At 72.6% G+C, this 21,579-nt stretch carries 23 protein-coding genes; 10 read left to right on the top strand and 13 right to left on the bottom strand.

Annotated elements, in window-relative coordinates; all coding sequences use genetic code 11:
* Positions 1-83 precede the first annotated feature (83 nt).
* A complete protein-coding gene (locus tag ACVJ1F_RS06545; RefSeq protein ID WP_456885362.1) occupies positions 84-1,739 on the bottom strand; it encodes a SulP family inorganic anion transporter in 1,656 nt (551 codons plus the stop codon).
* Positions 1,740-1,837: 98 nt separating this feature from the next.
* Here ACVJ1F_RS06545 and ACVJ1F_RS06540 point away from each other — a divergent pair, with 98 nt between their 5' ends.
* On the top strand, positions 1,838-2,236 hold the full coding sequence (locus ACVJ1F_RS06540) for a MerR family transcriptional regulator (protein WP_456885360.1): 399 nt from the start codon (positions 1,838-1,840) through the stop codon (positions 2,234-2,236).
* Positions 2,237-2,267: 31 nt separating this feature from the next.
* On the opposite strand, the gene ACVJ1F_RS06535 is transcribed toward ACVJ1F_RS06540, so the two are convergent.
* Entirely contained in the window at positions 2,268-3,338 is a 1,071-nt protein-coding gene (locus tag ACVJ1F_RS06535) for a glycoside hydrolase family 6 protein (RefSeq protein ID WP_456885358.1), read from the bottom strand.
* 385 nt (positions 3,339-3,723) lie between these two features.
* Here ACVJ1F_RS06535 and ACVJ1F_RS06530 point away from each other — a divergent pair, with 385 nt between their 5' ends.
* Complete coding sequence (locus ACVJ1F_RS06530) at positions 3,724-5,034, top strand: M23 family metallopeptidase (protein ID WP_456885357.1); 1,311 nt, start codon at positions 3,724-3,726, stop codon at positions 5,032-5,034.
* Between the two features lie 10 nt (positions 5,035-5,044).
* On the opposite strand, the gene ACVJ1F_RS06525 is transcribed toward ACVJ1F_RS06530, so the two are convergent.
* The 3 genes from ACVJ1F_RS06525 to ACVJ1F_RS06515 form a co-directional block, all read right to left on the bottom strand.
* Positions 5,045-5,305, bottom strand: coding sequence for a Txe/YoeB family addiction module toxin (locus tag ACVJ1F_RS06525; RefSeq protein WP_277960247.1), 261 nt, complete (start codon positions 5,303-5,305; stop codon positions 5,045-5,047).
* Complete coding sequence (locus ACVJ1F_RS06520) at positions 5,302-5,553, bottom strand: type II toxin-antitoxin system Phd/YefM family antitoxin (RefSeq protein WP_054145051.1); 252 nt, start codon at positions 5,551-5,553, stop codon at positions 5,302-5,304. The genes ACVJ1F_RS06525 and ACVJ1F_RS06520 overlap by 4 nt, the downstream gene beginning before the upstream one ends.
* 87 nt (positions 5,554-5,640) lie before the next feature.
* Positions 5,641-6,540 carry a LysR family transcriptional regulator gene (locus ACVJ1F_RS06515; RefSeq protein WP_456885356.1) on the bottom strand — a complete coding sequence of 300 codons (900 nt, stop codon included), beginning with the start codon at positions 6,538-6,540 and terminating at the stop codon, positions 5,641-5,643.
* A gap of 71 nt (positions 6,541-6,611) precedes the next feature.
* Here ACVJ1F_RS06515 and ACVJ1F_RS06510 point away from each other — a divergent pair, with 71 nt between their 5' ends.
* The gene (locus ACVJ1F_RS06510) at positions 6,612-7,604 is read left to right on the top strand and encodes an EamA family transporter (RefSeq protein WP_456885355.1); all 993 of its coding nucleotides are present in this window, start codon (positions 6,612-6,614) and stop codon (positions 7,602-7,604) included.
* Here the strand turns inward: ACVJ1F_RS06510 and ACVJ1F_RS06505 are convergent.
* Positions 7,594-8,070 carry a GNAT family N-acetyltransferase gene (locus ACVJ1F_RS06505; protein ID WP_054145054.1) on the bottom strand — a complete coding sequence of 159 codons (477 nt, stop codon included), beginning with the start codon at positions 8,068-8,070 and terminating at the stop codon, positions 7,594-7,596. The two genes, ACVJ1F_RS06510 and ACVJ1F_RS06505, sit on opposite strands and share 11 nt — an antisense overlap.
* A 215-nt stretch (positions 8,071-8,285) precedes the next feature.
* Between ACVJ1F_RS06505 and ACVJ1F_RS06500 the strand changes: the two genes are divergently transcribed.
* Positions 8,286-8,963, top strand: coding sequence for a ScbR family autoregulator-binding transcription factor (locus tag ACVJ1F_RS06500; RefSeq protein ID WP_456885354.1), 678 nt, complete (start codon positions 8,286-8,288; stop codon positions 8,961-8,963).
* Between the two features lie 43 nt (positions 8,964-9,006).
* On the opposite strand, the gene ACVJ1F_RS06495 is transcribed toward ACVJ1F_RS06500, so the two are convergent.
* The 4 genes from ACVJ1F_RS06495 to ACVJ1F_RS06480 form a co-directional block, all read right to left on the bottom strand.
* A complete protein-coding gene (locus tag ACVJ1F_RS06495; RefSeq protein ID WP_456885352.1) occupies positions 9,007-9,972 on the bottom strand; it encodes a hypothetical protein in 966 nt (321 codons plus the stop codon).
* Positions 9,969-10,706 (bottom strand): response regulator, encoded by a 738-nt coding sequence (locus ACVJ1F_RS06490; protein ID WP_456885351.1) that lies wholly within the window; start codon positions 10,704-10,706, stop codon positions 9,969-9,971. The genes ACVJ1F_RS06495 and ACVJ1F_RS06490 overlap by 4 nt, the downstream gene beginning before the upstream one ends.
* Complete coding sequence (locus ACVJ1F_RS06485) at positions 10,703-11,962, bottom strand: sensor histidine kinase (protein ID WP_402752627.1); 1,260 nt, start codon at positions 11,960-11,962, stop codon at positions 10,703-10,705. Before ACVJ1F_RS06485 ends, ACVJ1F_RS06490 begins: the two co-directional genes overlap by 4 nt.
* A gap of 167 nt (positions 11,963-12,129) precedes the next feature.
* A complete protein-coding gene (locus tag ACVJ1F_RS06480) occupies positions 12,130-12,750 on the bottom strand; it encodes a superoxide dismutase (protein WP_055976080.1) in 621 nt (206 codons plus the stop codon).
* A gap of 175 nt (positions 12,751-12,925) precedes the next feature.
* Here ACVJ1F_RS06480 and ACVJ1F_RS06475 point away from each other — a divergent pair, with 175 nt between their 5' ends.
* Positions 12,926-13,504, top strand: coding sequence for a molybdopterin-dependent oxidoreductase (locus ACVJ1F_RS06475; RefSeq protein ID WP_056044367.1), 579 nt, complete (start codon positions 12,926-12,928; stop codon positions 13,502-13,504).
* Positions 13,501-14,415, top strand: coding sequence for an oxidoreductase (locus ACVJ1F_RS06470; RefSeq protein ID WP_456885350.1), 915 nt, complete (start codon positions 13,501-13,503; stop codon positions 14,413-14,415). Before ACVJ1F_RS06475 ends, ACVJ1F_RS06470 begins: the two co-directional genes overlap by 4 nt.
* A 186-nt stretch (positions 14,416-14,601) precedes the next feature.
* Here the strand turns inward: ACVJ1F_RS06470 and ACVJ1F_RS06465 are convergent, their stop codons facing one another.
* Entirely contained in the window at positions 14,602-15,279 is a 678-nt protein-coding gene (locus ACVJ1F_RS06465; RefSeq protein WP_456885349.1) for an SDR family NAD(P)-dependent oxidoreductase, read from the bottom strand.
* A 199-nt stretch (positions 15,280-15,478) separates the two neighbouring features.
* On the opposite strand from ACVJ1F_RS06465, the gene ACVJ1F_RS06460 reads away from it, so the two are divergent.
* Both ACVJ1F_RS06460 and ACVJ1F_RS06455 read left to right on the top strand, forming a co-directional pair.
* Positions 15,479-15,940, top strand: coding sequence for a DUF3817 domain-containing protein (locus tag ACVJ1F_RS06460; protein ID WP_235452366.1), 462 nt, complete (start codon positions 15,479-15,481; stop codon positions 15,938-15,940).
* Between the two features lie 157 nt (positions 15,941-16,097).
* Positions 16,098-16,943 carry a tryptophan-rich sensory protein gene (locus ACVJ1F_RS06455; RefSeq protein WP_173154278.1) on the top strand — a complete coding sequence of 282 codons (846 nt, stop codon included), beginning with the start codon at positions 16,098-16,100 and terminating at the stop codon, positions 16,941-16,943.
* 306 nt (positions 16,944-17,249) lie between these two features.
* Here the strand turns inward: ACVJ1F_RS06455 and ACVJ1F_RS06450 are convergent, their stop codons facing one another.
* Positions 17,250-18,287 carry an aldo/keto reductase gene (locus ACVJ1F_RS06450; protein WP_456885346.1) on the bottom strand — a complete coding sequence of 346 codons (1,038 nt, stop codon included), beginning with the start codon at positions 18,285-18,287 and terminating at the stop codon, positions 17,250-17,252.
* Positions 18,288-18,464: 177 nt separating this feature from the next.
* Between ACVJ1F_RS06450 and ACVJ1F_RS06445 the strand changes: the two genes are divergently transcribed.
* The gene (locus ACVJ1F_RS06445; RefSeq protein ID WP_456885344.1) at positions 18,465-19,574 is read left to right on the top strand and encodes a helix-turn-helix transcriptional regulator; all 1,110 of its coding nucleotides are present in this window, start codon (positions 18,465-18,467) and stop codon (positions 19,572-19,574) included.
* A 337-nt stretch (positions 19,575-19,911) separates the two neighbouring features.
* Here the strand turns inward: ACVJ1F_RS06445 and dcd are convergent, their stop codons facing one another.
* Positions 19,912-20,499, bottom strand: a complete 588-nt coding sequence (dcd, locus tag ACVJ1F_RS06440) for a dCTP deaminase (RefSeq protein WP_056044378.1) — start codon at positions 20,497-20,499, stop codon at positions 19,912-19,914.
* A 49-nt stretch (positions 20,500-20,548) separates the two neighbouring features.
* Between dcd and ACVJ1F_RS06435 the strand changes: the two genes are divergently transcribed.
* Positions 20,549-21,529: an NAD(P)H-quinone oxidoreductase gene (locus ACVJ1F_RS06435; RefSeq protein ID WP_456885342.1), complete on the top strand. Its 981-nt coding sequence runs from the start codon at positions 20,549-20,551 to the stop codon at positions 21,527-21,529.
* Positions 21,530-21,579 lie beyond the last annotated feature (50 nt).

The following is a 21,579-nucleotide window of genomic DNA, read 5'->3' as shown; positions in this document are numbered from 1 at the left end:
CGACCCGCGCCTCCGGGGTTGCGCCGTCCGCCCGCCCCGCGGCAGCCGCGGTGTCGCGTGCCCGTGCCCGTGCTGCGGACCCGCTACCCGAGGCGGCCGGTGAGTCGGCCGTGGAACGCCTCGCTGCGGTCGTCCAGCCCGACGAACGTCGCCGTCACGCCGTGTGCGCGGAACTTCTCGTCGACCGAGTCGAGGGCGGCGACGCTCGACGCGTCCCACACCTGGGCGCGGGACAGGTCGACGGTGACCGTCGCGGGGTCGTCTCCGTAGGAGAAGTGCTCGACGAGGTCGTTGCTGCTGCCGAAGAACAGCGGGCCGACGACGTCGTACCGCACCGTCTCGGGGGCCGAGGGTCCGTCGACGACGGCACCCGCGCCTCCGGCGCTCGGGGTGAGCCCGTCGCCGTCGCTGTCGCTGTCGCTGTCGGTGCCGGTGCCGGTGTCGGAGGTGACGGCGGCGCCCGCGGGGGCCGGCGTCACGTGCCGCTCGACCGTGATCACGTGGGCCACGCGGCGGGCGAACAGCACCATCGCGAGGAGCACGCCGACCGCGACGCCGAGGGCGAGGTTGTTCGTCGCGACGACCACGGCGACCGTGACCACCATGACCAGTGTCTCGGGCACGGGCATGCGGCGGAGGGTCGACGGCTTCAGCGAGTGCCAGTCGACGGTGGTGATCGCGACGATCATCATGACCGCGGCCAGCGCCACCATCGGGATCGTCGACATCACGGCGCTCAGCCCGGTGACCAGCAACAGCAGGAAGAGCCCCGCCGCGATGGTCGACACCCGCGTGCGGGCCCGCCCGATCTTCACGTTGACGACGGTCTGGCCGATCATGGCGCAGCCGGCGATGCCGCCGTAGAAGCCCGCCGCGATGTTCGCGACGCCGAGCGCCCAGGACTCCTTGCCCTTGTGCGACGGGGTCTCGGTGAGGTCGTCGACGAGCTTCGCGGTCAGCAGGGTCTCCATCAGGCCGACGAAGGCGACGCTGAGGGCGGTCGGCCAGATGATCTGCAACGTCTCGAGGGTGAACGGGGCGAGCCACGGGGTCAGGCCGGGCAGGCCGCCGCCCATCGGGCCCTCGTCGCCGACGGTGTGCACGTCGAGGCGGGCGGCCACGGCGATGACCGTCACGACGACGATGGCGACCAGCGGCGCCGGCACGGCCTTCGTCACCTTCGGCAGCAGCACGACGATCGCGATGGTCAGGGCGAACAACGGGTAGACGACCCACGGCTGGTCGATGATGTGCGGCACCTGCGCCACGAAGATCAGCACGCCGAGCGCGTTGACGAAGCCGATCATGACCGAGCGGGGGATGAAGCGCATCAGCCGGGCGAGGCCGGCGAGCCCGAACGCGAGCTGCACGAGCCCGGCCAGCACGACCGTGGGCAGCACGTAGTCGGTGCCGTGCTCGCGGACCAGCGGCGCGATGACGAGGGCGACCGAGCCCGCGGCGGCGGTCACCATCGCCGGCCGTCCGCCGAGCACCGACATGACGAGCGCGAGCACGATCGACGCGACGAGGCTGACCATCGGATCGACCCCGGCGATCACCGAGAACGAGATGACCTCGGGCACGAGCGCGAGCGTCGTGACGACGCCGGCCAGGGCCTCGCGGGTCAGGAGGCGCGGGTTGCGCAACACGGACAGCACCGTGTCGGTGGGGCGGACGGGGAGGACCGACCGCGCGGCGGGTTCAGGGCGCGCGCGGTCGGAGTCGTGGGCAGTGGTCACGGAGGACTCCTGGGGTGTGCGGAAGAATGGGGAGTCGGCGACACTGCCGTACGATGCAACCCTACCCTTACGTGAGGGTAGAGATGAAACGAGATCCCATGCCCGACGAGACCGCCACGATGCAGATCGGCGAGCTGGCCGAGCGCACCGAGATGTCCCTGCGCACGATCCGCCACTACGACGAGGTCGGTCTGCTGACGCCGTCGGGCCGCAGCGAGGGCGGATTCCGGCTCTACACGCAGGACGACTACCTGCGGCTCATGGTGATCCGACGCATGAAGCCGCTCGGGTTCAGCCTCGACGAGATGGCTGAACTGCTGCGGGTCGTCGACGCCCTCGACGGCGGGGCGGGCGACGAGGGCGACGGGCGCGGGCAGGCGACCCGCGCCTCCTTGGCGGCGTTCATCGACGAGACCGTCGAGCGTCGCGCGAAGCTTGAGCGTCAGCTCGCGATGGCGGACGAGTTCCTCGAGCTGCTGCGCGCCCGCCTGGGCTGAGCGGTCCCGGGGCGGGCCGGCCGACCGCGCGTCAGCTGCGGGCCCACTCGGGGCGGCGGTCGACGAGCATCTCGGCGTACGACGGGTACCACTCACCGGCCGGGGGGCCGTCGTTGCAGGTGCCGTCGCTGATGCCCGGCGTCTTGACCCAGAGCAGGGCGTCGAGGCGGCCGTCGTCGGACACCACGCGGGGGTCCTGGCCGAGGCCGACGTCCTCGGGGTTGCACCACGTCCCCTTCCAGCCGCGGCCGTTGCGGGACACGTCGATCACGTAGCGGCTGCCGCCCGTCATCGCCGCGACCTCCTCGGCGTAGGGCTGTTCGTCGCCCACGGGGTAGAAGCCCGCGACGTTGGTGAAGAAGCCGCGGGCCTGGGCGACGCCCGCCGCTTCGAGCCGCTCGGCCATCACCTCGGGCGGCACCCAGTGCGAGTTGCCGCCGTCGAGGTAGGCGGGCACGCCGGCGGCCGCGAAGTCGGCGACGGCCTGCTTCAGCAGGGGGAGGCGCGTGTCGGCCAGCTGAGGACACCGGCTCAGGATGCCGAGCGAGTCGGGTTCGACGATGACGACGGCCCGGTGCCCGGCGAGGGTGGCCGCGATCGTCGCGTTCCAGGCGGGGTAGCGCTCGACGGACAAGCCGCCGGCCGAGTAGTTGCCGCAGTCCCGGTCGGGGATCGCGTAGGTGACGAACACGGGCGTCGCCCCCTGGTCCTCGGCGGCGGCCAGGTAGTCGGTGATCACCTTCACGAGCTGGGCGTCGTCGTAGCCGTCGCCGATCCACATCGCCACAGGGCGCTCCGCGATGAGGGCCGCGGCCCGTTCGGCGTCCATCTCGCCGTCGGCGCTCAGCGTGGCCTCGGCCCGGATCGCCAGCGAGTTCGGCTCGAGCGCGATGCCCCCGTGGAACACCGTGCCGGACGGAGCCGTGCGGATCGTCTCGGGCGTCACCCGGGTCGCCTGCGACGTCGGGGTCGGCGTCGGCGTGGCCGGTGCGCCCGTCGGCGTCGGACGGGTGGCGTCGCCCGACGAGCACGCGGTCAGCAGGACGACGGCGGCCGCGGCGATCAGGCCGAGGGTGGTGCGGGCCGGTCGGGACGATGCCATCTGCGCCTCTCTCGGCGCACTCGGGGAGCTGCCCCGACGGTGGTGGAAGGGACAGTCGACCACGGATGCCGGCCGGGGCACAGGGGCCGAAAGGGGGACACGGCCGTACCTCGCGGGCACCGGGACCGCCGCCGCGATCGGCGCAGCGATCACCGCCTCCGCGCCGCGATCGGCGCAGCGATCACCGCCTCCGCGCCGCGTCGACGTCTCCTCCCCAGGGCGTCGGCCACCCCGAGGAGGCGCGGTGCCGGGTGACCGCGCTGGTTCCGACCCGGCCCGCTCGGTAGTGTGGGTGGTCCGCGAGGCCCGAGCGCGGACGCCCCTGCACCGCGGCGCACCCCCGGCCTCACCGGACGGGTCGTGCGCACCTGACAGACAGAGAGCCATGCACCACTCGGTCCGCCCCGTTCCCCCTTCGTTCCGCCCCGTTCCCTCCCGCGGCCAGCTCCGTCGCACGCCGGCCGTCGCCGGCCTCGTCGCGCTGGCCCTGCTCGCCGCGCTCCTCCTCCCCGAGCGGGCGACCGCGGCCGCCCCGACCTGGCAGGCCGTCCTCGCCGCCCGTGACGACGAGTCGGCCAAGAAGAAAGCCCTCGCCGACCTGCAGACCGCGCTCGAGGCCGCGTCGGCCCGTGCCGACGCCGCCCGTACCTCGGCCGACGAGGCCGGCCGCGTACTGGGTGAGGCCCAGGCCGCCGTCGACGAGGCCACCGCCCGACACGAGCAACTCGAAGCCCGGCGGGCCGAGGCCCGAGAGGCCGCCGACTCCGCTCGACAGGTCGTCGGTCAGGCCGCCGTCCTCATGGCCCGCCCCGGTAGTGGGGGCACCGTGGGCGACCTGCTCGCCGCCGGCGATGGCGCCCAGGACATCCTCAAGAGCCTGAGCCTGTCGAGCAAGCTCGCCGAGAACATCGGCCGCCTCCGCGAGCGGGCCCAGGCCGCCGACAACCTCGCGACCTCGTTGGCCGACCAGGCCGCCGTGGCGCTCGCCGAGCGGGACCGGCTCGCGGCCGACGCGCAGACCGCACTCGACGAGGCGGCCGCGGCCAGCGTGACGGCCGAGGCCGACCTCGCGGCCGTCGACGACGAGAAGGCCACCCTCGCCGCCCAGGTCGCCCTGCTCGAGGACGACCGCATGACGCTCGAGCAGGCCTACGCGCAGGCACAGGCGGCCGCGGCTGCGGCCGCTGCCGCCGCCGCGCGTCCCGCTCCCGCCGCGGGTGGTGGCACGGGCCCCGTCGCGCCGGGCACGGGCGGTCCCGGCCCGGGCGTCACCGTGCCCGACCCGGGCACCGGGTGGGTCGCCGCCATCCGCGCGTTCAGCTCGTACCAGGCCTACGGCTACCGCATCCACCCGATCACGGGCGAGTACAAGCTGCACGCCGGAGCCGACTTCGGGGCCTCCTGCGGCACGCCGATCTACTCGGTGTCGGCCGGTCGCGTCAGCTACGCCGGGCCGTCGAGCGGCTACGGCAACCTGATCGTCGTGGACCACGGCGGCGGGGTGAGCAGCGCCTACGCCCACATGGAACGCAACGGCATCTACGTCTCGGTCGGCCAGCAGGTCGCGGCCGGCCAGAACATCGCCGGCGTCGGCACCTCGGGCGGCTCGACCGGCTGCCACCTGCACCTCGAGGTGCGGCAGGGCGGCGTCGCGACCGATCCCGTGGTCTTCCTCGCGTCGAAGGGCGTCCGCTGACGACCCGGGTTCAGCTCGAGTAGTGGTAGCGGCACTGCGCGATCAGGACGTCCGTCTCGGTCACCTTGTAGACCAGCCTGTGCTCGTCGGTGATGCGGCGAGACCAGAATCCGTGGAAGCCGTGCTTCAGGGCCTCGGGCTTGCCGATGCCTTCGTTCCCGTTGCGTTCGATGTCGCGGATCAGGGTGTTGATGCGTTTCAGCACCTTCCGGTCTTGCGTCTGCCAGTACACGTAGTCGTCCCAGGCGTCGTCGTCGAAGACGATCCTCATCCGTGCAGTTCTCGTTCGCTCCCGCCACCCTCGCTCAGACGCTCGATCGCGCCGAGCAGGCGCCGCGCGTTGGCCGGGCTGCGCAAGAGGTAGGCCGCCTCTTTCAGCGACTCGTAGTCGTCGAGCGCGACGAGCACGACGGGATCGTGCCCGGCGCGGGTGATGACGACCTCTTCGCGATCGTCGATGACCGCGTCGAGCGTCGCTGCGTAGTTCGCCCGCGACTCGGAATAGGTGAGTGTCTTCATCGTGCCTCCTGAGTACAGGAAATTGTACGTCCGAGAGGTCCATGTCACAAGACGGCGAGGAGACTTCGCGCCTTGTCCATCGGTTCGTCAGATCGACGCGGCTTCGGCCCGGATCTCGTCGACGACGGTGCGGACGGCCGGCCGGGCCGCCCGGTCGGGTCGCATCAGCGCCTCGAGGTGGCGCCCGGCGCGGACGTTCTCGAGCGTCGCGAGGTGGAACCGGCCGGGCGCCCGCGAGGCCGACGTGTGGCGCGGGACGAGGGCGACCCCGTGGCCGGCCGCCACGAGGTTCTCGATCAGGGGCAGGTGCACCGTGCGGTGGACGACTTCGGGCGCGACGCCCGATTGCAGGGCCATCGCCACCAGCACGCGGTCGATCGGGTACCCCTCCGGCACCCCGATCCACGGCTCGCGGATGACGTCGTCGACGGCCACCCGACTGCGGTCGGCCAGTCGGTGGCCGAGGGGGAGGGCGACCTCGAGCGGTTCGCGCAGCAGCGACACGACGGTCGTCGATGCTCGGCCCGGCGGCAGCACGCCGTCCGACCGGTGGGCGAGCACCACGTCGAAGTCCGCCGTCAGCGGGGCGAACTCGTCCTCGGAGACGTCGCGGTCGGCCACGTCGAGCTCGATGCCCGGGTGCGACCGCATGCGGTGCAGCACTCCGGGCAGCAGGAGCTCGGCCGCCGAGGCGAAGACGGACACCCGCACGACGCCACCCGTGCCTCCGCGGACGGCGTCGAACGCCGCCTGGGCCTCGGCGACCGCGGTCGCGACCCCGACCGACGCCCGGGCCAGAGCCCGGCCCTCCTCCGTGAGCACGACGCCCCGGCCGACGCGACGGACGAGCTCGACCCCGAGCTGACGCTGCACCGTCTTCAGCTGCTGCGACACGGCGCTGGGCGAGCGGTGCGTGGCGGTCGCGACGGCGGTGACGCTGCCGCGGTCGGCGAGTTCCCGCAGCAGGTCGAGATGGGACAGGTCCATGAAGGCAGCCTACAAAGTGCACGCGGGGATCTGCGCTGGTCCTGAACGGTCCGGCACGCCACGATGGAGACGTGACCGTCCGTGACCGCCTCCTCGCCCTCGTCGTCGCCGTCTGCTGGGGCATCAACTTCCCCGTGACCGCGATCGCCCTCGAGCACTTCCCGCCGTTCCTGCTCGTGGCGTTGCGCTTCACGTTGCTCGCGGTGCCGACCGTGCTGCTGGTGCCGCGTCCGGCGATCCCGTGGTCGCGCCTCCTGCTCGTGGGGGCCACCCTCGGCATGCTGCAGTTCGCCTTCCTCTACCTCGGCATCGCGGCGGGCATGCCCTCGGGTCTCGCCTCGCTGGTGCTGCAGGCGTCGGCGCCGTTCACGGTCGTGATCGCCGGCTTCTGGCTCCGGGAACGCATCACCCGTCGGCAGGCGATCGGCATCGGCATCGCCGTGGTGGGGCTCGTCGTCATCGCGGGGCACCGGTCGCAGGTCGCCGCGTTGCTCCCGGTCGTGCTCACGCTGTGCGGTGCGCTCGGCTGGGCGATCGGCAACGTGGCCGTCCGACGGGCCGCGCCGCCCAACCCGATGCACCTGACGCTGTGGATGTCGATCGTCGCGCCGGTGCCGATGCTCGCCTTGTCGTTCGTCGTCGAGGGCCCCGAGCGCATCGGTGAGAGCCTCGGCACGGTCTTCACGCTCGAGGCGCTGCCGTCGGTGCTCTGCCTGCTCTACCTCGTGCTGATCGCCTCGGTCGTCGGCTACGGCATCTGGACGCGCCTGCTCTCGGTCTACCCCTCGGCGACCGTCGCACCGTTCTCGATGCTCGTGCCCGTGGTCGGCGTGCTGGCCTCGTGGCTGGCGTTCGGCGAGGTGCCCGACCTGGTCGAGCTCGTGGCCGGCATCGCGGTGGTCGGCGGCGTGCTCTACGCCAGCCGCGTGCCCAGGGCCCGCGCCGTGGACGGCGACCCCGAGTCCGGAGGCGGCGACCCCGAGGAGGCGCGGGTCGCCCCGCCCGAGCCGGTGCCCGTCCCCGAGACCGACACCGCGCCTCCCGGGTCGCCCCTCAGGCGGTGACGGGCTTCTTCATCTGCACGGCGGTCGTCTCGTAGCCGAGCGATTCGTAGAGGTGGCGGGCGACCTCGTTGTAGCCGAACACGTTCAGGCCGAGGGTCTCGGCGCCGTGACGGGCGGCGGCCTGCTCGGCGAGGAGCATCGTCGCCCGGCCGAGTCCGGCGCCGCGGTGGGCCTCGTCGATCTCGACGTCGAAGACCCACCAGTCCGACGAGCCGGGCACGCGGGGTGCGATCCAGAGGATGCCGACGGGCTCACCCGGTCGGGCGTCGTCGATGACGTCGTAGACGAGGTGGCCCTCGGCCGGTGCCCCGTCGGGGAAGGCCTCGCCGAACGAGCGTCGGGCGGCCTCGGCGGCCTGCTCGGGGGTCTCGCCGGCGAGCACGCGGGACTTCTCGTACTCGGCGGTCGAGCGTCGCATCCAGGGCACGAGGCGGGAGGTGGGCATGGGCACGAGGCTGAGCGTCATGCCCGCACGCTAGCGCGCCGTGACCATGCGCGGCACGCGACGTCACGAGCCGCAGGCGGACCGGTCGGTCGTACCCCGAAACGCCCTGCTGCGCGTACCCCGGCGGCTGTCGGGGTGGCGCAGGTCGCCCCGGTAACGTGTGCAGCGGCCGGCGGGGGGCGGCCGTGCGGTGCCTCGCAGGGGCACCGTCTCGACCCGCAGGAGAGACCCACCCGATGCCCCAGCAGAAACGTGCCCAGGCGACCCGCGCCGCCATCATCCGAGGGGCCGCCGTCGTCTTCGACGAGCACGGCTACAGCGAGGCCTCGCTCGACCTCGTCGCCGAGACCGCCACCGTGACCAAGGGTGCGCTCTACTTCCACTTCCGCTCGAAGGCCGACCTCGCGAACGCGGTCATCGCCGAGCAGCACGCGCTCTCGCGCGCCTACGCCGACCGGGTGTCCGAGACCGCGGGCAGCGGTGCCGAGGCGCTCATGCTCTCGTGCGCGTCACTCGCCACGCAGCTCACCACCGAGGTGCTCGTCACGGCGGGCATCCGGCTGACCACCCAGTCGCCCAGCCGCGACCTCCGGGTCGAGCACCCGTACCTCGACTGGCAGGCCCAGATCTCGGGGCTCGTCGAGCGCGCGGTCGCCGAGGGCGACTTCCGGGCCGACACCGACGTCGAGAGCGTCGCCCGCTTCGTCGTCGGGTCGTACGCCGGCGTGCACATCGTGTCGCAGGCCCTGACCGGCCGCGCCGACCTCTTCGACCGGCTGCGCGACATGTGGGCGTTCGTGCTGCCGACCGTCGTGGCCCCCGGGCACGAAGGCCTGACCAGCTCGTTGCCCCCGCTGATCAGGCCGTCGGATGTTCCCCCGTCCCCCGACGTGTCCTCTGTGGACCCAGTTTAGATACTGGCCGACCGGTTTCCCAGTCCCTCGAGGAGGGGGCGGGTCAGTACGGTGGCCGTGGTGGGGTGAGCTCGGCCAGCACCCGCCGGATCTCCGCGTTGTCCGCGGCCAGGGCCGCCGTGTCGATCCCGGAGAGCAGTTCGCCGTCGTCGTGCGGCACGGTGAGTTGCCGCTGCCACTCGGCCTCGTAGAGGGCGTCGCGGTAGCCGGAGGACTCACGGCACCGGGCGTCGGCCGTCGCGATCTCGATCTCGTCGTCGGTCGGCGACGTGCTCGAGTCGAGCGTCTCGAACCGGTCGGCCATCTCGAGGGTCGGCATGCCCGACGGGTCGGAGGCCACGTCGCCCACCCGGGCGTCCTGCATGCACCCGCGCCAGTCGTCCCAGGTCGCGGTCACCGTGGGGTCGTCACGGGCCCCCTCGAACGCGGCGTTGTTCAGGCGGACGAGCGACTGGGTGCGGTTCGAGTAGTCGTCCAGTGACGGCACCGTCCCGCGGGCGCGCTGCACGCAGGTGTCGAACCGGGCGGACCTCTCGGTCGTCCAGGGTTGCGACGAGAACTCGGACCAGGCGGCCGCCCCTGCGTCGATGACCGACAGGGCGTGGTAGCCACGGGTCTCGGCCGTCGCGAGGTCGAAGGCCCGGAGGCGCAGCGAGCCGTTCATCGACAGCTCGCCCGCCCGGTCGCCCGCCGCCACGTCCCGCCACGGCACCACGAAGTCGTCGTGACCGGCCGCGACCATGCACTGCTGCGCGACGAGCAGGAGGGCGTAGGACGACGAGGTCTCGCCGACCGGCACGTACCGGTCGAGCGGCATCGTCCACGCGTCGACGTCCTTCTCGGGGAGGTCGGGCAGGGCGTAGGCGGCGTTGGCCGGGATGCCGTAGGCGACGACGCCGGCGACCACCGCGACCACGGCTGCGAGCGTCACCCGCTTCGCGCGTCGCTGTCGAGGCGAGATTCCGCGGGGCGGAACGTCGCGGGTCGGGACGTTCTTCTCGTCGGTCATCGCGTGGCCCCCTCGTCGTCGCGGGCCGGGCCCACCAGGTCGTTCTCGTAGGCGAAGACGACGATCTGCACGCGGTTGCGCATGCCGAGCTTCTGCAGCACGGCGCGCACGTGGCTCTTGACCGTCGCCTCGCTCAGCCACGCGCTCTCGGCGATCTCGGCGTTGCTCAGGCCCCGTGCCACGAGCAGGAAGATCTCGCGCTCGCGGGGCGAGAGCACCTCGAGCGGTTCGGTCCGCCGTTTCGGCGACGGGGTCGGCACGGCGAACGCGTGCACGACGTCGAGAGCGGCGGCCGTGGTCGGGACGGGCTCGCCGGCCGCCGCCGCGCGGATCGTCGTCAGCACCTCGTCGGGCGTGGCGTCCTTCGTGAGGAACGCGTAGGCCCCGGCCTTCAACGCGCTGAACACGGCCTCGTCGCGCTGGATCGTGGTCAGGGCGACGACGCGCGGGGCCGAGTCGGGGTCGGTGCCGGCCGCCGCCACGATGCGCGTGGTGGCCTCGAGGCCGTTCATCACGGGCATGCGCAGGTCCATCAGCACGACGTCGGGTCGCTCACGCTCGACCAGGGCGAGTCCGGCCGCCCCGTCGACAGCCGTGCCCACGCAGACCAGGTCGGCTTGCGCCTCGATCAGCATCTGCAGCCCGGAGGCGAACAGCGGCTGGTCGTCGACGACGACCACCCTCACGAGGGCAGGAGGCGCGGTGCGCGTCGTCGCGGTCGTCACGTCGGTCATGCGGGTTGCTCCGTCCAGGACTGCAGGAGTCCGATCGGTTCGGGAGTCGGCAGGAAGGCGGTGACGACGAAGACGCCGTCGTCCCCGAGCTCGGCCGTCAGCCAGCCACCGGCGAGCCGCGCCCGTTCGGTCATGCTGGCGATGCCGGTGCCCCGGCCGGTGCCGCGGCGGGCGGCGACGAGCGGGTCGTCGCCCGAGGACGTCACCAGCAGGGCGAGGCCGGGCCCCCGCCAGTCGAGGGCGACGTCGACCGTGCTCGACGAGCCGGAGTGCTTGAGGGCGTTGGTGAGGCTCTCCTGCACGATGCGGAAGACCGCGAGTTCTTGCGAGGGCAACAGCTCGGAGGCGTCGCCGAGGTGCCGCAGGGTGACGGTCATGCCCACGTCGCGCATCGTCGTCGCGAGTCGGTCGAGGTCGGCGAGGGTCTCGCGAGGCGTCACGTCGTCGGCGTCCTGCTGGATGCGCTCGACCAGGTGCCGCACGTCGACCAACGAGGTGCGGCCGACGTCGGCGATCGTGCGCAGCGCCTGCTCGACGACCTCGGGACGGGTCGCCGACAACGCGAGGGCGCCCTGCGCCTGCGACACGATCACCGCGAGCGAGTGGGCGAGGGCGTCGTGCACGTCACGGGAGATCCGGGCACGGTCGTGGGCGAGGCGCAGCTCGAAGTCCGTCTCGTGGAAGCGCGTCTCGGTGCGCTCGAGCACCTGCCCGATGCGGCGGACCCGCAGCACGCTCGAGAGGAAGATGCCGACCGCCCAGGCCGCGGCCGCGGCACCGAAGAGCGAGGCCGCCAGGGTGATCACGTCGGTCTTCGTGCCCTGGCCGCCGCCAACCCACGACGACCAGACGTACGGACGCGCGAGGGTGGGCACGGCCATGGCGATCGCAGCGAGTCCCGACGCGAGGCCGGCGGCGGCGAGGGCGACCAGCCGCACGGCGACCGAGCGGGCGAACGCCGCGAAAAACGCCACGAACGCGAGGGCGAGGTACGTCGGCCAGGTGGTGTCCGTCGGGGGCTGCACCCAGCCGGCGAGCTGCAGGGCCGGGATCGTCACCATCAGGCCGATCGACGTCCACGGCATCCAGACCGCGAGGCCGACGGCCAGGCCGAAGAGCCCGAACAGGACGACGTTCTCGACGATCTCGCCCCGACCGGCCTCGGCGATCGTCCACAGCAGCACGAAGACCGCGGCGGCGACGGGGGCCGCGAGGCGCGGCACCCAGGTGCGCAGGTCGTCGGGGATGGTGTCCATGTCGACGACCGTAAGGCGTCGTCGACCGGCCGCGCGCGCCTCCTGCGGGGTTTTCATCCTTGAGGACGAACGCGCCGGGGTGGGGACGAGCCGTCGGGCCCCCGGGGACGCGGCGACGGCGCGCCCCCGGGTGGGGACGCGCCGTCGGCGTGGTGGTGCCGGAGGGGCTAGAGCGTGATGAGACCGTCGGTCTTGGTCGTCGCGGCGGCGAGGCGGGCCTCGACGTTGCTCCAGTTCACGATGTTCCAGAAGGCCTTGACGTAGTCGGCGCGCACGTTCTGGTAGTCGAGGTAGTAGGCGTGCTCCCACACGTCGAGCATCAGCAGGGGGACGAGGCCGAACGGCACGTTGCCCTGCTGGTCGAAGAGCTGGAAGACGCTGAGGCGCTGGCCGAGCACGTCGTACGCGAGCACGGACCAACCCGAGCCCTGCACGCCGAGCGCGGTGGCGGTGAAGTGGGCCTTGAACTTCTCGAGGTCGCCGAAGTCGCGGCCGATGGCCTCGAGCAGGTCGCCGGTGGGCTCGCTGGTCTCGGGGGTGAGGTTCGTCCAGAAGATCGAGTGGTTGACGTGGCCGCCGAGGTTGAAGGCGAGGTCCTTCTCGAGCTTGTTGACGTTCGCCAGGTCACCCGTCGAGCGGGCCTCGGCGAGGGCGGCGTTGGCCGTGTTCGCACCGGTGACGTACGTGTTGTGGTGCTTGGAGTGGTGCAGCTCCATGATCTTCGCGCTGATGTGCGGCGCCAGAGCGGAGTAGTCGTAGGGCAGATCGGGCAGGGTGTACTCAGCCATGTGGGGTCCTTTCGAATTGACCTGCATCCACCGTACGACCTCCACCCATGCCGGGGTCAACGTTCTCCCAGCGCGGACGCAGCCTCGGGGCCCGGCGCCGTCGGGGGTCGTGCGTAGGCTGACGGGCGTACGACGCACCCGCGAACGACCCCGCTCCACCCCGAGGAGGCGCACCATGGCAGGATTCACCGGCTTCGGCAGGCGACGCGCGGCCGACCCGCGACTGCCCCCGGGGCAGTACCTCGAGAGCGGGTTCCCGGTCCTGTCGGCCGGCCCCACGCCGAACATCAAGCGGTGGGAGCTCCAGGTCGCCACCGAGACCGGGCAGCGCTCCCTCACCTGGGCCGACTTCCAGGCCCTGCCGCACGAGGCGATCGAGACCGACATCCACTGCGTCACGAGCTGGTCGAAGCTCGGCACCCACTGGCGGGGCGTCTCGCTCGACACCCTCTTCGACGGCCTCGAGACCACGCACGAGTTCGCGATGGCGACCAGCCACGGCGGGTACACGACCAACCTGCCGCTCGGCGAGCTGCTCGGGGGCAAGGCCTGGGTGGTCGACACCTACGAGGGCCAGCCGCTGCACGCCGAACACGGCGGCCCCGCGCGCCTCTTCGTGCCCGGCCTCTACTTCTGGAAGAGCGCGAAGTGGCTGCAGGGCATCCAGACCATGGCCACCGACCGCCGCGGCTTCTGGGAGAGCATGGGCTACCACCCGCACGGCGACCCGTGGAAGGAAGAACGGTACGCGTGAGCGACCCCGTTCCCGACCCCGGGGTCGGCGGCGTCGCCGGGCTCGACCCCGCGGGTGATCCGTACGCCTGGCTGCCCGCCACGATCGTGTCGTCGGTCGCGCAGACGCCGCGGGCCCGGTCGTTGACCCTCGCGGTGCCCGGCCTCCGGCCCGCGCGAGCCGGCCAGCACGTGGACCTGCGGCTGACCGCGGACGACGGGTACACGGCCGTGCGGTCGTATTCGCTGAGCGACGTCCGGGCCTCCGGTGGCCCCGACGGCGTGCGAGGCGCGGGAGGCGCGGGCCCGGTCCCGCAGATCGAGGTCACCGTCGAGCGCCTGGACGACGGTGAGGTCTCGCCCTACCTGGTCGACGCGGCCGAACCCGGCGATCCGATCGAGGTGCGCGGCCCGATCGGCGGCTGGTTCGTCTGGCCGCCGACCGAGTTCGAGCCCGACTCGGCCGTCCACGCGGTGCTGCCCGAGCCCGAGGGGGCGACCCCGCCGACGGCCGCCCCCGTGCAGTTGATCGGTGGGGGGTCGGGCGTCGCACCGCTGATGGCGATGGTGCGGGCCCGAGGCCGGGACGCACCCCCGATGCGTCTGCTCGCCTCGGTGCGCGACCCGGGTTCGCGGTGGTACGTCGGCGAGTTGGACGAGGCCGCGCGCGCCTCCTCGGCTCGTGACACGACCGGGCCTGGGGCGCCCCTCGTGGTCGACTGGGTCTTCAGCCGCACCGCTCCCGAGGGGCACGCGCGGCCGGCGGGCCGGCTCACCCGCGACGAACTCGAGCGGCTCGTGCTGCCCGTGTCCGAGCATCCGCTGGTCTACGTCTGCGGGGCGAACTCGTTCGTGGCGGTCGTCGCCGGCTGGCTGGTCGAGCTCGGGCACGCGCCGACCCGCGTCCGCACCGAGCGCTTCGGCGGCGTCTGAGGCCGCGCGCTGCTGGCCCGGGCCGCGCTGTGCTGACCCGGGCCCGCGTTGTGCTGGCCCCGCCCCCACGGGACCAGCGAAGAACCCCGTTTCGAACCATGAACCCAGAAGAAAGCGGGTGCATGGTTCGAAACGGGGTTCATGGCTGTCCGGCGGAGGCTCCAGCCCCCACCCGAACGCCGGGCGTCAGGCGGGCGTGCCCTTCTCGGGCGCCGTGGTCCGGAAGTCGCCGCGCGTGACGTGCTGCTGCCAGAGCAACTCGGCCAGCGCCTCCGGGCTCTTGTCGCTGCTCTCGGGCTCGATGCCGCCGGGGATGATCAGCTGACCGACGTGGATACCCTCGCCGGCGAGCTCGTCGTGGAGTAGCTGTGCGTAGGCGGTCAGCCCGGCGAAGGCGATGGAGGTGCCCGTCACCTTCGCGCCGGGCGTGACGGCCGAGCCGCCGTTGACGAAGAGGATGGACCCGCCGCCGTCGGGCAGGAACCGCATGCCGGGCAGCACCTGGTGCACGGCTGCGACCGGCCCGTAGATCGAGAACTCGACCGGACCGACCAGGTCGGCGGGCATGGTCTCGAGCACGGGACGCATGAAGTCCTTCTGGGGCAGCGGGCTGTACTGCATGACCTGGATCGGTCCGAGCTGCTCGGTCGCCTGCTCGAGCGCGGCGGCGATGCTCGCCGCGTCGCGCACGTCGGCGGTGAAGCCCCGGGCCGTGACGCCGTCGGCCTCGAGTTCGGCCGCGAGGGCGTCGAGCCTGCCCTGGTGGCGGGAGATGAGGGCCACGCTGAAGCCCTCCGCGCCGAATCGTCGGGCCACGGCAGCGCCGAGCCCCTTGCCTGCACCGATGATCGCGAGTGTCGTCATGGGACCCATCCAACCGAGGAGGCGCGGGCCGGCACCCAGCCGGAGGGGTACGCGGGCCGCGTGGCCGCGTGGCCGCGTGGCCGCGTAGAGCGGGCAGGGCCGCGTGGCCGAGTCACCAGGGCGAGCGGGCAGGGCCGGCGCTCAGCAGGGGGCTGCGAGCATGGACGCGTCCCCGTCGGCCCCTCACCAGGAGCAGCTCGTGTCGCCTCGCACCCTCTTCCGCTCGTTCGCCGTCGCCGAGGTGGTGACCTGGTCGCTGCTCATCGCGGGCATGATCCTCAAGTACGCGGTGGGGGTCGGCGACTGGCCGGTCAGCGTGGCCGGGCCGATCCACGGCTTCGTGTTCCTCGCGTACCTCGTCGCGGGCGTTGTCGTCGCAGTGAACCAGCGCTGGTCGGGCGGGGTGACCCTGGCCGCCCTCGCCAGCGCCGTCGTGCCGTTCGCCTCGTTGCCCGTCGAGCGCTGGATCGACCGCCGCGGCCTCCTCGCCGGTGCCTGGCGCCGCACGGCGACCGACGACCCGCGCGACCGACGTCCCCTCGACCGCCTGTTGCGCTGGATGCTCGGGCACCTCGTCCTCGCCCTCGTGCTGCTGGTCGTCGCCGTGGTCGTCGTCTTCGTGGTGCTGCTGATCGCGGGACCGCCCGTGCAGGTGGGCTGACCGCCCGTCCGCACCGCGCCTCCTGGGCTGTGCCGCCCGGGCTGTACCTCCCGCACCGCGCCTCCCCGGCTGGGCCACCCTTCCCTCGCCGCCCCTTCCCTGACAATCCTCTTAGCAACTAAGAGATCGACCGGCGGGCACGACTAGCGTCCCCCTCATGAGCACCGACACGAGCACCCGACCCCCTGCCGAGACCGCGACGTCGCGTGACGTCGTCCGCCAGATCGTCGTGGTCGTGACCGCGGTCCTCGCGATCGTGCTGGCCGCCTACGGATCGGGCGCGTTCGGCGGCGTCTCGGTGTCCGACGCGGCGGGCGGGGCCCTCAGCGCGACGGCCACGACGGTCGCCCCGGCGACCACGGCCTTCAGCATCTGGAGCGTCATCTACCTCGGCCTCGTCGCCTACGCGATCTACCAGGCCCTGCCCGGTCAGCGCGCCGTGACCCGACACCGTCGGTTGGGCTACTGGGTCGCGGCCTCGCTGCTGCTCAACGCCGCCTGGCTGTTCGCCGCCGTGCAGCTCGGCAGCGTCTGGCTGGGCGCCGTCGTGATCGTCGCGCTGCTGCTGGTGCTCGCGCGCATCTTCGTCATCCTGTTCCACACCGCGTCGAGCGGGTGGGTCGACGCGGTCGTGACCGACGGCACCCTCGGCCTCTACCTCGGCTGGGTCAGCGTCGCGACGGTCGCCAACATCGCCGCCGGCCTGGTCGACGCGGGCTTCGACGGCTTCGGCTTCGCGGCCGGGTTCTGGTCGTCGGTGGTGCTCGCCGTGGCCGCACTCGTCGGCGTCGTGCTGGCCTTCGCCGGGCGCGGCCGCCTCGCTCCCGCCCTGTCGCTCTCGTGGGGACTCGCCTGGATCGCGGTCGGCCGCCTGACCGGCGAACCAGAGAACGTCGTCGCCGGGGTGGCCGCGATCGTCGCCGCCGCCGTCGTGCTGGTCGTCACGATCGCCGTGCGGGTCGCCCGCGGTCGCGTCGGCGCCACCGCCTCGCTGCAGCGCTGAGCCCCCGCCGCACCGCCCTGCACCGCCCGCACCGCCCCGCACGACACCGCCCCGCCCCCGGGCTCCGGGCACGCCGCCACGAAGTAGACGTCCCGCCACAGGATCGCGTGGCGGGATGTTTACTTCGTGGCGGGATGCTGGGTCACGCGTGCCGCTCTACCGCACAGCACCGCGAAATGGTCACGGCGCCAGGAGAAAACCTGGCGCGGTGACCATCTCGCGGTGTCGTGCGGGATGAGCAGCGCGGGGGAGGAGCGGGGACTGCAGGAGGCGCGGTGCCCGCAGGAGGCGCGCCGCGCCTCCTGGTCAGCGGCCGCCGGTGATCTTCCGGTCGCGCTGGGCGACGCCCGCCGTGCCGTAGGGGTAGTCGTCGACCCGGGGTGCGCTCGCCGAGGTGAGCCGGGCGACCTCGTCGTGGGTGAGGGCCGCGGCCAGGGCCGACGAACCCAGGTTGTCGTCGAGCTGCTCGACCGTGCGGGCGCCGAGGATCACCGAGGTGACCGCGGGCTGCCGGAGCAGCCAGGCCAGGGCGACCTGCGAGGCCGAGGCGTCGTGCGCCGAGGCGATCGAGGTGACCGCGTCGAGGACGGTCCAGGTGCGCTCGTCCGCGTTGCGCGCCTCCCAGGCCTCCATGCCGCGTTTCGGGTCCTCGCCGAGGCGGGTGGCGCCGGTGGGCGCCTGGTCGCGGACGTACTTGCCGCTCAACCAGCCGCCGGCCAGCGGCGACCAGGGCAGCAGGCCGATGCCGGCGTCGAGCGAGGCCGGGACGACCTCGTGCTCGATGTCGCGGACGAGCAGGTTGTACTGCGGCTGCAGCGTGACGGGCGGGGCGAACCCGAGGGCCTCGGCCCGGCCGACGGCCTTGGTCACCTGCCACCCGAGGTAGTTCGAGAAGCCGTAGTAGCCGATCTTGCCCGCACTGATGGCGTCGTCGAGGAACCTCAGCGTCTCGTCGATCGGGGTGAGGTGGTCCCAGGCGTGCATCTGGTAGAGGTCGACGTGCTCCACGCCGAGCCTGGTCAGCGAGGCGTCGAGGGCCTTCGCGAGGTGACGACGCGACAGGCCGACGTCGTTGGGCCCGTCGCCCATGGGGAAGCGTCCCTTGGTCGCGAGCACGACCTGGTCGGCGTCCGTGGGGTGGCTCGCCAGCCACCGGCCGATGATGGTCTCGCTGGTGCCGGCGCTGTAGACGTCGGCGGTGTCGACGAGCGTGCCACCTCCGGCCACGAAGGCGTCGAGGATGGCGTGCGAGGTCGGTTCGTCGGCTTCGGCGCCGAAGGTCATGGTGCCGAGTGTCAGCTCCGACACCGAGGCTCCACTGTTTCCGAGGGTTCTGTAGTCCATGACCCGACGCTACGCGGGTGCGCGTGGCACCCGACCAGGAGGCGCCGTACCCACCGGATGCGGCGCGCGCCCAGTTCTTCAGGTGGATACTCTCGGGTAGGCCACCCGACACCGACGTCGGGAGGACCACCCGGGACCAACCACCCCGGATCGCCGTCCCACCCGAGGGGAACGACCGTGACGTCCACACCGCAGGCGGCCTCACCAGTCGCCGGATCAGCTGCACTCCGCACCACGCCCACGAACACCACGCCCACGAAGATCACGCCGACCGACACCACCACCGATCCGACCGTGGCGCCCCCCAGGGCGCAGCCCGTCGAGGCGTTCGTCGACCCGCGGGTCCGCAGCGTCTCGACCTCCGATCGTGAGGTCGCCCACGCGCTGATCCGCAAGAACTACAAGATCACGCGACTCGAAGGGGAAGGCCCCGAGCCGTTCACCTACAGTCGAGCCGTGTCCGGCGAGACGCGGTTCGCACTGTGTCGCTTCGAGTACCGGCGTGGCCGGCTGCTGACCGAGAGCGAGCCCGCCGGGTTCCTCGTGGCCGGCGGGGTGATGGCGGGCCGGCTGTCGCTGCGCACCCGCGACCACGAGATCCGTGTATACCCCGGTGCCCCCTTCGCCTTTCCCTCGCACGAGGCGAAGGTCATGGAGTCGTTCGACCTCGTGCTCGGTCAGGTGCTGCTCGACCGCGCTGCCGTCGAGCGTGAGTTGGGCGCCATGCGGCTCGCGGCCCCGGGGGGCCTCCGGTCGACGGCCACCGAGGCGGTGTCCGCGGCGATGGCCCGCTACTGGTCCGAACTCGTGGTCCACGTCCACGAGAACGTGATCCGCAACGACGCGGCGATGGCGAGCTCCTTGGTGCGGGGCTCGGCGTTCCGGTCGCTCGTCGCGGCCTACCTCGAGACGTTCGAGACGAACGTCGTCGGCGTGGGCGGCGACGACGGTGTCACGCCCCTCCCGTCGACCGTGCGTCGGGCTCGCGACTACATCGAGCAGCACGCGCACGACGACATCGGCGTCGTCGAGATCGCCGAGGCGGCTCGGGTGACCCCCCGCGCCCTGCAGCTGGCGTTCCGTCGCCACCTCGACTCGACGCCCATGGCCGAACTGCGGCGGGCGCGGCTGCGCGGCGCGCACGGGGACCTCGTCATGGCTGATCCGACCCTCGGCCACACCGTCGCGGGCGTGGCGCTCAGCTGGGGTTTCGCCCACGCGGGCCGCTTCGCGGCCCAGTACACGGCCGAGTTCGGGCGGTCACCCCGCGACACCCTCGAAGGGTGACGGGTGACTTTTTGCCACCGCTTCGCCAGCTGAGCTTTCATTTCGTTTTTCGGACATTGCCGGGTTTGCCCGAGGAGCGGAGAGCCGCAGAATGAATTGGCCTCGCGGTGAAAGGTTCAGGACCGCGAGTCACAGCGCACGAGATCGACGTCGGGTTTCTCTCGTGTCGCCGGGGTGCGGAGGGAGTCGGGTTCCTTCCGCACCCCTTTCTCGTCTCCGGAGGGGGCGTCCGTCGGGGACGCGGCCCGCGCCTCCTGCGTTCTCGACGAACGCGGCGCGAACGCGCGGGGCCAACGCGGCAAGGGCGGGGCGAGCGCGCGGCGCGAGCGCGCAACGGTCAGTCGCGGGCGGAGACGTCCGTGTGCACGAAGCCCTGGAAGGACCGGCTGGCGGTCGGACCACGCTGGCCCTGGTAGCGCGAGCCGTACTCGGACGAGCCGTACGGGTGCTCGGCGGGTGAGCTGAGCTTGAAGAAGCAGAGCTGGCCGATCTTCATGCCGGGCCAGAGCTTGATCGGCAGGGTGGCGACGTTCGACAGCTCGAGCGTGACGTGCCCGCCGAAGCCGGGGTCGATGAAGCCCGCGGTCGAGTGGGTCAGCAGGCCGAGGCGCCCGAGCGAGCTCTTGCCCTCGAGGCGGGCCGCGACGTCGTCGGGCAGGGTGACGAACTCGTACGTGCTGCCCAGCACGAACTCGCCCGGGTGCAGGATGAACGGCTCGTCGGCCTTCGCCTCGACCAGGCGGGTCAATTCGGGCTGGTCCTCGGCCGGGTCGATGAACGGGTACTTGTGGTTGTCGAAGAGCCGGAACAACCGGTCGAGCCGCACGTCGATGCTCGACGGCTGGATCAGCGTCGGGTCGTAGGGGTCGAGGCCGATTCGGCCGGCGTCGAGTTCGAGCTTGATGTCGCGGTCGGAGAGCAGCACGCGACAAGACTAGTCAGCGCGTGCCGGGCCACGGGGGGAGGATGGACCCATGCGTGCCATCACCGTCCCCGTGCCCGGAGGGCCCTCCGCCCTCGTCGTCTCCGAGGTCGCCGAGCCGGTGCCCGGCCCCTGCGAGGTCGTGATCGACGTCGCCGCCGCGGGCGTCAACCGCGCCGACGTCAACCAGCGCGAGGGGCACTACCCGTCGCCCGCCGGGGCGCCCGGCTGGCCCGGGCTCGAGGTCAGCGGCACCGTCGTCGCGACCGGCGAGCACGTCACCGCCGCGGCCGTCGGCGACTACGTCGTGGCCCTGCTGCCGGGCGGTGGTTACGCCGACCGCGTGCAGGTCGACGAGGGCCTGGTGCTGCCCCTGCCGCGAGGCGTCGACCTCGTCGAGGCGGCGGGCCTGCCCGAGGCCGTCGCGACCGTCTGGTCGAACGTCTTCATGAGCGCCGGGCTGAAGCCGGGCGAGACCCTGCTCGTGCACGGCGGCGCCAGCGGCGTCGGCTCGATCGCCATCCAGATGGCCGTCGCGCTCGGCTCGACCGTCTACGCCACCGCCGGGACGGCCGACAAGACGTCGTTCTGCGAACAGCTCGGCGCCGCACGCGGCATCGACTACAAGACCGAGGACTTCGTCGCGGTCGTCGACGAGCTGACCGAGGGCCGCGGCGTCGACGTCGTTCTCGACCTGGTCGGTGGCGACTACATCGCCCGCGACGTCGAGGCGCTCGCCGTGAACGGCCGGATCATGGTGATCGCCGTGCAGGGCGGCCCGTCGGCCACGATCGACCTGTCGCGCCTGATGGCCAAGCGCGGTCGGGTCTGGGCCACCACGCTGCGCGCCCGCCCCCTCGACGAACGCCGCGCGATCATGGCCGAGGTGCGCGAGCACGTCTGGCCGCTGGTCGAGGCCGGGTCGGTGCGACCGGTGCTCGACAGCGTCTACCCGCTCGAGTTCGTCGCCACGGCCCACAAGCGCATGGAGTCCGGCGGGCACAGCGGCAAGATCCTGCTCGCCGTCCGCTGAGGCCCGGCCGGGTCGAGGAGGCGCGGGTCGCGGAGCCGAGGAGGCGCGGG

The organism is Frigoribacterium sp. 2355, assembly GCF_054060695.1.
Note: the sequence above shows the minus strand (reverse complement) of the source record. Positions and strands in the feature narration are given on the sequence as shown.

Coding starts and splice junctions, on each gene's coding strand:
- ACVJ1F_RS06540 (WP_456885360.1), top strand. CDS start 1,838: ATGCCCGACGAGACCGCCACGATGCAGATCGGCGAGCTGGCCGAGCGC.
- ACVJ1F_RS06535 (WP_456885358.1), bottom strand. CDS start 3,338: ATGGCATCGTCCCGACCGGCCCGCACCACCCTCGGCCTGATCGCCGCG.
- ACVJ1F_RS06530 (WP_456885357.1), top strand. CDS start 3,724: ATGCACCACTCGGTCCGCCCCGTTCCCCCTTCGTTCCGCCCCGTTCCC.
- ACVJ1F_RS06525 (WP_277960247.1), bottom strand. CDS start 5,305: ATGAGGATCGTCTTCGACGACGACGCCTGGGACGACTACGTGTACTGG.
- ACVJ1F_RS06520 (WP_054145051.1), bottom strand. CDS start 5,553: ATGAAGACACTCACCTATTCCGAGTCGCGGGCGAACTACGCAGCGACG.
- ACVJ1F_RS06515 (WP_456885356.1), bottom strand. CDS start 6,540: ATGGACCTGTCCCATCTCGACCTGCTGCGGGAACTCGCCGACCGCGGC.
- ACVJ1F_RS06505 (WP_054145054.1), bottom strand. CDS start 8,070: ATGACGCTCAGCCTCGTGCCCATGCCCACCTCCCGCCTCGTGCCCTGG.
- ACVJ1F_RS06500 (WP_456885354.1), top strand. CDS start 8,286: ATGCCCCAGCAGAAACGTGCCCAGGCGACCCGCGCCGCCATCATCCGA.
- ACVJ1F_RS06495 (WP_456885352.1), bottom strand. CDS start 9,972: ATGACCGACGAGAAGAACGTCCCGACCCGCGACGTTCCGCCCCGCGGA.
- ACVJ1F_RS06490 (WP_456885351.1), bottom strand. CDS start 10,706: ATGACCGACGTGACGACCGCGACGACGCGCACCGCGCCTCCTGCCCTC.
- ACVJ1F_RS06485 (WP_402752627.1), bottom strand. CDS start 11,962: ATGGACACCATCCCCGACGACCTGCGCACCTGGGTGCCGCGCCTCGCG.
- ACVJ1F_RS06480 (WP_055976080.1), bottom strand. CDS start 12,750: ATGGCTGAGTACACCCTGCCCGATCTGCCCTACGACTACTCCGCTCTG.
- ACVJ1F_RS06475 (WP_056044367.1), top strand. CDS start 12,926: ATGGCAGGATTCACCGGCTTCGGCAGGCGACGCGCGGCCGACCCGCGA.
- ACVJ1F_RS06465 (WP_456885349.1), bottom strand. CDS start 15,279: ATGACGACACTCGCGATCATCGGTGCAGGCAAGGGGCTCGGCGCTGCC.
- ACVJ1F_RS06455 (WP_173154278.1), top strand. CDS start 16,098: ATGAGCACCGACACGAGCACCCGACCCCCTGCCGAGACCGCGACGTCG.
- ACVJ1F_RS06450 (WP_456885346.1), bottom strand. CDS start 18,287: ATGGACTACAGAACCCTCGGAAACAGTGGAGCCTCGGTGTCGGAGCTG.
- ACVJ1F_RS06435 (WP_456885342.1), top strand. CDS start 20,549: ATGCGTGCCATCACCGTCCCCGTGCCCGGAGGGCCCTCCGCCCTCGTC.